The sequence below is a fragment of the Aquiflexum sp. genome (assembly GCF_041751335.1).
In the GTDB taxonomy this organism is placed as follows: domain Bacteria; phylum Bacteroidota; class Bacteroidia; order Cytophagales; family Cyclobacteriaceae; genus Aquiflexum.
In genome coordinates this window covers 32,593-40,847 of sequence record NZ_JBGSXS010000058.1, presented here as the reverse complement: position 1 = coordinate 40,847, position 8,255 = coordinate 32,593, and the positions used below count along the sequence as shown (strand labels likewise).

Below are 8,255 nucleotides of genomic sequence, written 5' to 3'. Positions count from 1 at the left end.
AATGAATGAAAAAGGATTGAGAAACATCTATGTTGCGCAGTATCCGGACTTTGAGGCCAGAAAGATTACCTCGTTTGACAAAGATGATGGACAGGAAATCACTAGCCTGCAATTTTCCAAAGATTCTGAGTGGCTGGTGTTTGTAAGAGGTGGAGAACATGGGAGCAATTGGGAATATAATGTTGGAATCAATCCTACCCAAGAACCGATTATCCCAAAAGTCGAAATATGGAAAGTACCATTCAATGGAGGTGGAGAGCAGGTTCTGTCTATCGGAGATAATCCAAAATTATCCCCTTTGGATAATACCATTGCTTTTATAAAAAATAGACAGATTTGGAGCATCCCACTCTCTGGTGAAAAGGATTCTCAATTATTTGAAATTAAAGGAAGTACTACAGATTTTGAATGGTCGCCAGACGGGAAAAAGCTTTTGTTTTCGGTAAACAGAAATACCCATTCTTTGATTGGTGTTTATGAAGTAGGGTCAAAAGCCATCCAATATATTGAACCTTCTTTTAGTAGAGATGGCATGCCTAAATGGTCTCCGAATAGTGAACAGGTTGCTTTCATCAGGAGGCAGGGAGGTAAAGGAGAAGTCCATCCCATTCTGGAACCAAGGCATGTTCCTTGGGAAATATGGGTGGCAGACGTAAATACTAGTGAGGGGGAATTGAGATGGAAAGCACCTGAAACTTTAAGGGGATCAGTGCCTACTACACATGGGGGTTTCAATCTAAATTGGGCCAATGACAGTACCCTTGTTTTTCTTTCGTATCAAGATGGTTGGCCTCACATGTATGCCCTTAATTCCCAGTCAGGACTTCCAAGACAACTTACCAAAGGGGATTTTATGGTGGAACATGTCAGTTTGAGCCAGGATGGATCCTATTTGGTCTTTTCTGCCAATACCGGACCTGAAGAAGAGGATATAGACCGCAGGCATATATGCATGGTGCAAATATCAGGTGGTGAAATGGAGCTTTTGACCAAGGGGAAAGGGATAGAAGCAATCCCGATTGTGTTATCTGATAATGACCATGTAGCTTTTCTTTCTTCTACAGCTCAAAGACCTTTGCTTCCTGCAATTTCCCGCAAATCATCTGGGGAAATCAGGTTAATAGGTCAAAACCTGATCCCTCCAGATTTCCCGTCAATAGACTTGGTAACGCCAAAACAAATCAAATTTAAGACATCTGATGGGTTTACCGTGCATGGCCAACTCTTTGAAAAAGAAGGAGGTCCTGAAAAGAAACCCGCAGTACTGTTTGTACATGGAGGCCCACAGAGACAAATGCTACTCGGTTGGCATTATGGTGATTATTATTCCAATACTTATGCTGTTAATCAATATTTGGCCGAAATGGGATTTGTTGTGCTATCTGTCAATTTCCGATTGGGGATAGGTTATGGATATGAATTTCATAAACCTGCAAGGACCTATTGGCAGGGAGCTGAGGAATATATAGATGTTAAAGCTGCCGGAGATTACTTGGCAGGGTTGCCACAGGTAGATCCAAAAAGGATTGGAATTTATGGTGGATCTTATGGAGGCTATTTGACAGCCCTTGCTTTGGGCAAAGATTCAAAACTTTTTGCAGCCGGGGTGGATATTCATGGTGTTCATGAACTTTCAAGCAGACTTCAGATGCCCGAGGGCTATGAAAAAGCATCTGATTTTGATAAAGCCATGACAACAGCATGGTACTCGTCACCACTTGCTTATCTTGAAACTTGGAAATCACCTGTACTTTTTATTCATGGAGATGATGATCGCAATGTTCAGTTCAGCCATACTGTTGATTTGATCAGGAGATTTGAAGAAAAGAAAATGCCCTATGAATACTTGATCATACCCGATGATTCCCATCATTGGATGAAACACTCAAACTTGGTCAAGGTCAATAAGGCGACTGTGGAATTTTTAAAAAAACAACTTAATCCAAGATGAAAAAGACTTTTTCCATTTTGATAATTTTACTTTTTGCAATCACTGCCCAATCCGAAGCCCAAAAGCTAACAGAACGAAAGGTGCGCAAAATGTTCATGGGATCAGAAATTATGCAGGAACATTTTGTGGGTTTTATTCTTCAGGAAGAAGATGGCAAAATAGTTTATTCGCAACATGAGGATATCCATTTTGTACCCGCCTCCAATACCAAATTGCTTACCTTATATACAGCGATGAATATCTTGGGGGATTCCATTCCGGCTTTCAAATACACAATAGAAGGAGATTCGATGATTATTTGGGGAACTGGGGATCCATCATTTCTTCATCCAAAATTGGACAACCGTAGAACCTATGATTTTCTGGCAAATACTCCTTATCAGATTTTTCTGGCAAATGAACCTGATCTGGATTTTGAACCAAGCTATTGGAGATCAGATCTAAGTTATTTTCCTATGTACGGAAATCTTGCAACAATTAAATCCGACACCACATTGGGACTATCTGTTTTCCCAAAACCAATTTCTAAATATGTGGTGCAGGATTCGACAATAATCCCAACAAGGTTCAATATCAACCGATCAAAAACGGGAAAGGAATTGGTATATCCCAATATGGCAATTCCGGAGGATTTCCAAAGGGCCATACCGTTTCCGATGGATCTACAGGTGACACGCATATTGCTTCAGGATACGCTGAAAAAGGAGGTCAACATGATCATTAAGAAAAAGCCAATAGAAATTAGTACCTATTTCAGCATACCTTCTGACAGCCTTTATAGAAATATGATGCTGCCCAGCGATAATTTTTTGGCAGAGCAGATCCTTTTGCTTTGTTCGGGGATGCTATCAGACTCCTTAAATGTAAAAACTACCATTGCATTTGGATTGGAAAACCATTACAAAGATTTCAAAAATCCCCCAGTTTGGGAGGACGGCTCCGGACTGTCCCGATTTAACCTGTTCACTCCAAATACAGTTCTGGAAGTTTTGAATCTTTTGGAAACTCTAATTGGCGATATGGATAGGCTCAAATCATTGTTGCCAGTTGGTGGGGTGAGTGGCACACTTAGGACAGCCTATAAAACTGATAATGGCAAACCCTTTGTTTGGGCAAAAACAGGATCTTTGAGATACATGCATCTTCAGAGCGGATGGCTTGAGACCAGAAAAGGTAGCATATATCGATATGTTTTTATGAACAATAATTTTGTCCGCCCTACCTCAGAAGTAAGAAATGAAATGGTAAGGATCATGACGGAGATACATGAAAGGTATTAGGGAAATTTTTCATTTTTTGTCCATTCTTCTTCAATGTCATTGATCTCGGTGATATGTAATTAAATGCTTTTCAATGAAAAAATAAAATATCTGTATTAATAAATGATCAAGTTGAATTGTTCTGAATCTTTATAAAAGGCTAGTATAATTGATCGATTTTAATAATTTTTGGTAAAAAATACCCTGTTTACGGGATTGTTTGAAGTACTTTTAGTTGTTAAATTTGATTTGTAACAAGTATTTTCCGGTTTTTAAAATATCATTTTTATGTACATCGAGAGAAAACATTGTGAATACTGTGGCAAATTGGTTCATGGTAGATCAGATAAAAAATTTTGTGATGATTACTGCAGGAGCAGTTTCAATAATGAGCGAAGGGTCGTGGATTCAAAAGAGATGAGAAATACTATCAATATCTTGAAATTGAATCGAAATATCCTCGAAAGTATTGTTGCCGGAGGGGTTGAAAAGGTCAGGGTGCCAAAAGAAAAGTTACTTCGTTTAGGCTATAATTTCAGATACCACACAGAGACCTTTACCGATTGGAAAGGGAATTTTTACACCTATTGTTTTGATTATGGTTTCCTTCAATTGGAAAATGACTGGTTATTGGTTTTTCGGGTTATCAAAGATGAAAGCTACAATGAGGACGAAGAATCCTAAATGGACTTATTTTTGCTGGTGTTTTGTTCAATAATAGATTCGGGTACTTCAAATTATTTGAAGTATTTTGAATTTAGTTTTGACACAAACAAATGACCAATCCAAGATTAAAAATTACAGATTTATATGAAGAAATCGCATTTGCAGAACTCACTGCATGGTTGTACAAGATAAAACAAAAACCCTCCATATTAAATAAACTTACAAAAGGAACTCAAAGAAGAATTAATAATCTAATACCTGAAAAAGTACATAAGGTAATTACCTATGCTATAGAAAAAATGGTGAAGGGTGTCTTGTTCGGAACCAAGTTTCTTACCCCGAAGCCATTGCGTGAAAATCGGTTGGAGTTGCGGGAGGTGAAGGTCAATGAAATTATAAAGATTTATAGAAATTCTGCATCTGCTGAAGGCGCTATTACCGGTGCAGGGGGGATCTTAATGGGATTCGTAGATTTTCCAGCTTTTTTGACCATTAAAATGAAAATGCTTTTTGAAATATCGGCAGCATACGGTTTTGATGTCAAAAAATTAGATGAAAGACTATTTTTATTGCACATCTTCAAATTAACATTCTCAAGTCAGGAAACCAGGAAAAAAACTGTAGACATTATTGAGAATTGGAACGATTATGTACAGACAATTCCAAAAGATGCTGAACAATTTGATTGGAGGGAATTTCAATTGGAATATAGGGATTATATGGATTTGGCAAAACTTGCTCAATTGATCCCCATCATTGGTTCTGGAGTAGGGGCTGTTGCCAATTATAGTCTTGCTAACAAACTTGGGAAAACTGCAATGCAGTGTTTTAGGTTAAGGCATTTTAAACAAGATCATTGAGTTTAATTATGCTATCGTAGAAATTACAGCATCATAATTTTCTTCGCTTCTCAATTTAATTCCGTGGTAGGAACAGCATTCATTTAAAATCAACTAGTTAAAGTTGTAAAGGACCTTTAAATTGGTATATTTTTAAACACAATTAAATTTTGCTGTTTTTTTGCATTATTTTTGAAGATGTTTGAAAATTTTAGTCTTCGAATATTCTCTACTTAAAAATTTGGAAGATACTCTAACAAATGCCTATTGCCACCGTTTGATTTCATTTATTTAGGGAGAATTAGTCTTATTATCTAAAAGAGATTTAAAAGAATAAATTGACGGAATAAAAAAAAGAATTTAAAGGATAATTATAATTAAAATTTTATTTACTTTTGTACATCAAAAAACGTATTTTATTTAAACAAAAATGTATATCATGATTAAGAAATCAAATTTATCAATTCTCGCTATTTTAACATTATTTTGTTTTTCTTTAGTATTCTCTTCTTGTATCAAGGAAGAAGACCCTAAAGAAGTAATAGTTGGAGAGCCTTTTCAGGGTGGAGTAGTAGGTCATGTTTTCGGGCCTGGTGATCCGGGGTTTGTTTCAGGGGAGACTCACGGTATCATCATTGCTCCGGTTGAACAGGTATTTGAGGCACAATGGGGATGTCAGGGTTCAGCTGTTACAGGTACATCAACACAAGTAGGATTTGGAAGGAGTAATACTGAAAAAGTTTTGGCTTTTCATGATGCCTTACCTAATTTTTACACTAACCCTACGCAATGTCATCCAGATAATGATGGAACGGTTGCTGCAAGACTGACCATTAATTTTGAAAATGGAGGTTATAAGGATTGGTTTATGCCCAGTTTGGAGGAAATGAATTTTTTGTATGATAATAGAGATAAAATTGGGGGGTTTTCAAATGTTGAATATTGGAGTTCTTGTGAATCCAATGCGACAAATGCCTGCGTGATGTCTTTTATTACTGGGGAACAACTTTCTATGCCTAAGAGTCAACTTCGGAGGGTTAGAGTTATAAGATTCTTCTAAAATTTTAAAATAAAGAAACAAAAGAGGGTCATGAAAATCAATTTCATGACCCTCTTTTGTTTCTTTAAAAATCAGTCCCCGCTTTGCCTAATTCCAATTCCTGAATCCAAATATTTCGGTAAAGGACATTGTGGCCCTCAGCCTGTAATTTGATTCCTCCTGGACGGTCTGTGATGCCTTTTCCGCCATCATTTCCGCCATCTTGGCCAGAATTCGGTCCGCCCCAAACCTGACTGATCTCCTTATCTTCATGAATTTGGATCCCATTAAAGTAAATGGTGACTCTGGCTTTTTCGGTTAATTTACCGTCTTCAAATCTTGCTGCTCTGTATAGCATGTCGTATGCATTCCATTTGCCCACGCCATTATATGCCTCTTCTGAGGGTAGATGTTCATTGATGATGGCAGCCATACCGTGAATTCCATAATCTCCATCGAGGATCTGAATTTCATGTCGGTTTTGTAAGTATACACCTGAGTTTCCGCCTTCTTCCTGAACCAAAAACTCAACATGTAACCTAAAGTCTCTAAATTCTTCTTTGGTTACGATATCAGCCGCACCATATAATCCTCCTGCTGCTGCAGGATCGTTACTATTCATAACATTGCCCTTATTAACAGGGTCTTTAACAATTTCCCATTTGATGGGTAATTGGGCTTTCAGCCTTGGGCCCTCCCAATAAGTCCAATTTTTTTCCAACATTTTTTTACTTCCATCAAAAAGCATTTTTGCCTCCTTGGGTTTTTTGGCACCTACTCCAACTTGGGAAAAGCACAAGAAGGGAACTGCCAGCATCATGATTGTTAGTCCGAATTTTATTGAGTTATTCATAGTTTCTAATTTTGAGTTTGATTGATCAATTTAGTCAGGATTTTTCAGAAATGTTGATAGAATCAATCCTAAAAATTATAAACAAAAGATCTTTATCTTGCTTTTTAATTCCAACTGTGTCTGTTTATGAAAAATGTAATGTCAGTCGCCTTCATTCTACCCTTCCTATTTGGTTTATGTTTCTGCCATAACCCAGAAAAATCATTCGAATTTACTTTTGAAGAACATCAGGCTGATGTTGAGAATTGGTATTCAAAAAGGGTTGCCTCTTTAAAAGCAGAAGAAGGCTGGCTCAATTTGATTGGATTATATTGGTTGGAAGAAGGGAAGAATTTATTCGGGTCGGGTCCTCAATCAGATGTACTGCTCGAATCAGAGATTTTCCCGATTGCTTTGGGGATTTTTGAATTGGAAGAAGGAAAGGTGTTTTTTACCCCAAAAACAGGAGGGATAAAAACCCAAGAAATGGAAATAGAAGAAAGAACGCTAATTTTTGATTCTGATAACAAGATCTCCATGAAGCTTTCCTATCAAAGTTTAAGATGGAATATCATTAAAAGACTGGACGCTTATGGTGTGCGTCTTAGGGATTTGGAAGCTAAGGAAGTTACTCAATTTGAAGGGATTGAAAGATACTCTGTTTCTTTGGACTGGCGATTTGAGGCCAAATTTATCCCTTACGAACCTGTTAGGCAAATAGCCATTACCAATGTATTGGGTCAAACAAGTCAAAATCCCTGCCCTGGCTACGTAGAATTTCAAAAGGATGGCCAAAATTATCAGATTGACGCTTTGGAAGAGGGAGATGAGTTGTTTTTGATTTTTGCGGATGGCACGAGTGGTGGAGATACGTATGGAGGAGGAAGGTACATCTATGTCAAAAAACCCAAACCTAACGGAGTCACCACATTGGATTTTAACAAAGCCTATAATCCTCCTTGCGTTTTTACCCCACATGCAACCTGTCCTTTACCACCAAGACAGAATATACTTGATTTGGCGGTAACTGCAGGGGAGAAAAATTTCGGAGAACACTGAAATTAAAGGATGAAGGCTGAATTGTGAAGGATGAGTTTGGTTTTGTACTAATTAAGGTGTGGGAAGAAAGTACCCTGAACAATGTACCAAGAACCAAGATGCGAGAACAAGCTTGCCCCGAGTATAGCCGTGAACTAAATCAGAGCAGCCGTCATGCTGATCCCGATAGCTCGTGGAGAAAGCCTGCCCCGATGCTTTCGGGGCATCTCACTAGGATCAGGAAAGTAAGATAAACATAAATAGAACCTCTGGAGATCCTTCGTGCCTCAGGATGACGGCTGCCTAGCAGGTAACTTGATGTCATTCCTTTTCTGAACATTTTTTAATGTTGGGGACTAGGGATGACGTAAATGTTGGAGTCGTCACTCTGAATAAAGACTCGGGGAACTAAAATACAAGGTTCTTATACTTAAATTGAAAATTTGCATCCGAGTTGAGGTCAAGTGAAAAGTAAAAATGAAAAAACAAAACCTTCCGACCAAAGTATGCCCTGTCTGTAACCGACCTTTTGCATGGAGGAAAAAGTGGGAGAAGAATTGGGAAAATGTGAAATACTGCTCAAAAAAATGTGCAGGAAAAAATCTTTGAGTAGCCCTCTTGGAGTTTTTCT

General features: G+C 37.9%; 9 protein-coding genes. 7 read left to right on the top strand and 2 right to left on the bottom strand.

The genetic code is table 11. From position 1 onward, the window contains the following. Nucleotide 1 precedes the first annotated feature (1 nt). The 5 genes from ACEW8U_RS03485 (at nucleotide 2) to ACEW8U_RS03465 (ending at nucleotide 5,775) form a co-directional block, all read left to right on the top strand. Nucleotides 2-1,951 (top strand): prolyl oligopeptidase family serine peptidase, encoded by a 1,950-nt coding sequence (locus ACEW8U_RS03485; RefSeq protein WP_373520641.1) that lies wholly within the window; start codon nucleotides 2-4, stop codon nucleotides 1,949-1,951. After that, a complete protein-coding gene (locus tag ACEW8U_RS03480) occupies nucleotides 1,948-3,231 on the top strand; it encodes a D-alanyl-D-alanine carboxypeptidase (protein WP_373520640.1) in 1,284 nt (427 codons plus the stop codon). The genes ACEW8U_RS03485 and ACEW8U_RS03480 overlap by 4 nt, the downstream gene beginning before the upstream one ends. A 267-nt stretch (nucleotides 3,232-3,498) precedes the next feature. Beyond that, entirely contained in the window at nucleotides 3,499-3,894 is a 396-nt protein-coding gene (locus ACEW8U_RS03475) for a DUF2116 family Zn-ribbon domain-containing protein (RefSeq protein WP_373520639.1), read from the top strand. A 92-nt stretch (nucleotides 3,895-3,986) separates the two neighbouring features. Continuing rightward, nucleotides 3,987-4,736: an EcsC family protein gene (locus tag ACEW8U_RS03470; protein WP_373520638.1), complete on the top strand. Its 750-nt coding sequence runs from the start codon at nucleotides 3,987-3,989 to the stop codon at nucleotides 4,734-4,736. 418 nt (nucleotides 4,737-5,154) lie between these two features. Next, nucleotides 5,155-5,775, top strand: a complete 621-nt coding sequence (locus ACEW8U_RS03465; RefSeq protein WP_373520637.1) for a hypothetical protein — start codon at nucleotides 5,155-5,157, stop codon at nucleotides 5,773-5,775. A 64-nt stretch (nucleotides 5,776-5,839) separates the two neighbouring features. Here ACEW8U_RS03465 and ACEW8U_RS03460 read toward each other — a convergent pair whose 3' ends face one another. Beyond that, nucleotides 5,840-6,607: a DUF1080 domain-containing protein gene (locus tag ACEW8U_RS03460; RefSeq protein WP_373520636.1), complete on the bottom strand. Its 768-nt coding sequence runs from the start codon at nucleotides 6,605-6,607 to the stop codon at nucleotides 5,840-5,842. Between the two features lie 126 nt (nucleotides 6,608-6,733). Here ACEW8U_RS03460 and ACEW8U_RS03455 point away from each other — a divergent pair, with 126 nt between their 5' ends. Continuing rightward, on the top strand, nucleotides 6,734-7,645 hold the full coding sequence (locus ACEW8U_RS03455; protein ID WP_373520635.1) for a DUF1684 domain-containing protein: 912 nt from the start codon (nucleotides 6,734-6,736) through the stop codon (nucleotides 7,643-7,645). A gap of 151 nt (nucleotides 7,646-7,796) precedes the next feature. Here the strand turns inward: ACEW8U_RS03455 and ACEW8U_RS03450 are convergent, their stop codons facing one another. Beyond that, nucleotides 7,797-7,964, bottom strand: a complete 168-nt coding sequence (locus ACEW8U_RS03450; RefSeq protein WP_373520634.1) for a hypothetical protein — start codon at nucleotides 7,962-7,964, stop codon at nucleotides 7,797-7,799. Nucleotides 7,965-8,101: 137 nt separating this feature from the next. Between ACEW8U_RS03450 and ACEW8U_RS03445 the strand changes: the two genes are divergently transcribed. Next, nucleotides 8,102-8,233 (top strand): DUF2256 domain-containing protein, encoded by a 132-nt coding sequence (locus ACEW8U_RS03445; RefSeq protein ID WP_373520633.1) that lies wholly within the window; start codon nucleotides 8,102-8,104, stop codon nucleotides 8,231-8,233. Nucleotides 8,234-8,255: the final 22 nt, after the last annotated feature.

Excerpts from the sequence above, each read along its gene's own strand:
- ACEW8U_RS03485 (WP_373520641.1), top strand. The coding sequence starts at position 2 with ATGAATGAAAAAGGATTGAGAAACATCTATGTTGCGCAGTATCCGGAC.
- ACEW8U_RS03480 (WP_373520640.1), top strand. The coding sequence starts at position 1,948 with ATGAAAAAGACTTTTTCCATTTTGATAATTTTACTTTTTGCAATCACT.
- ACEW8U_RS03475 (WP_373520639.1), top strand. The coding sequence starts at position 3,499 with ATGTACATCGAGAGAAAACATTGTGAATACTGTGGCAAATTGGTTCAT.
- ACEW8U_RS03470 (WP_373520638.1), top strand. The coding sequence starts at position 3,987 with ATGACCAATCCAAGATTAAAAATTACAGATTTATATGAAGAAATCGCA.
- ACEW8U_RS03465 (WP_373520637.1), top strand. The coding sequence starts at position 5,155 with ATGATTAAGAAATCAAATTTATCAATTCTCGCTATTTTAACATTATTT.
- ACEW8U_RS03460 (WP_373520636.1), bottom strand. The coding sequence starts at position 6,607 with ATGAATAACTCAATAAAATTCGGACTAACAATCATGATGCTGGCAGTT.
- ACEW8U_RS03455 (WP_373520635.1), top strand. The coding sequence starts at position 6,734 with ATGAAAAATGTAATGTCAGTCGCCTTCATTCTACCCTTCCTATTTGGT.
- ACEW8U_RS03450 (WP_373520634.1), bottom strand. The coding sequence starts at position 7,964 with ATGTTCAGAAAAGGAATGACATCAAGTTACCTGCTAGGCAGCCGTCAT.
- ACEW8U_RS03445 (WP_373520633.1), top strand. The coding sequence starts at position 8,102 with ATGAAAAAACAAAACCTTCCGACCAAAGTATGCCCTGTCTGTAACCGA.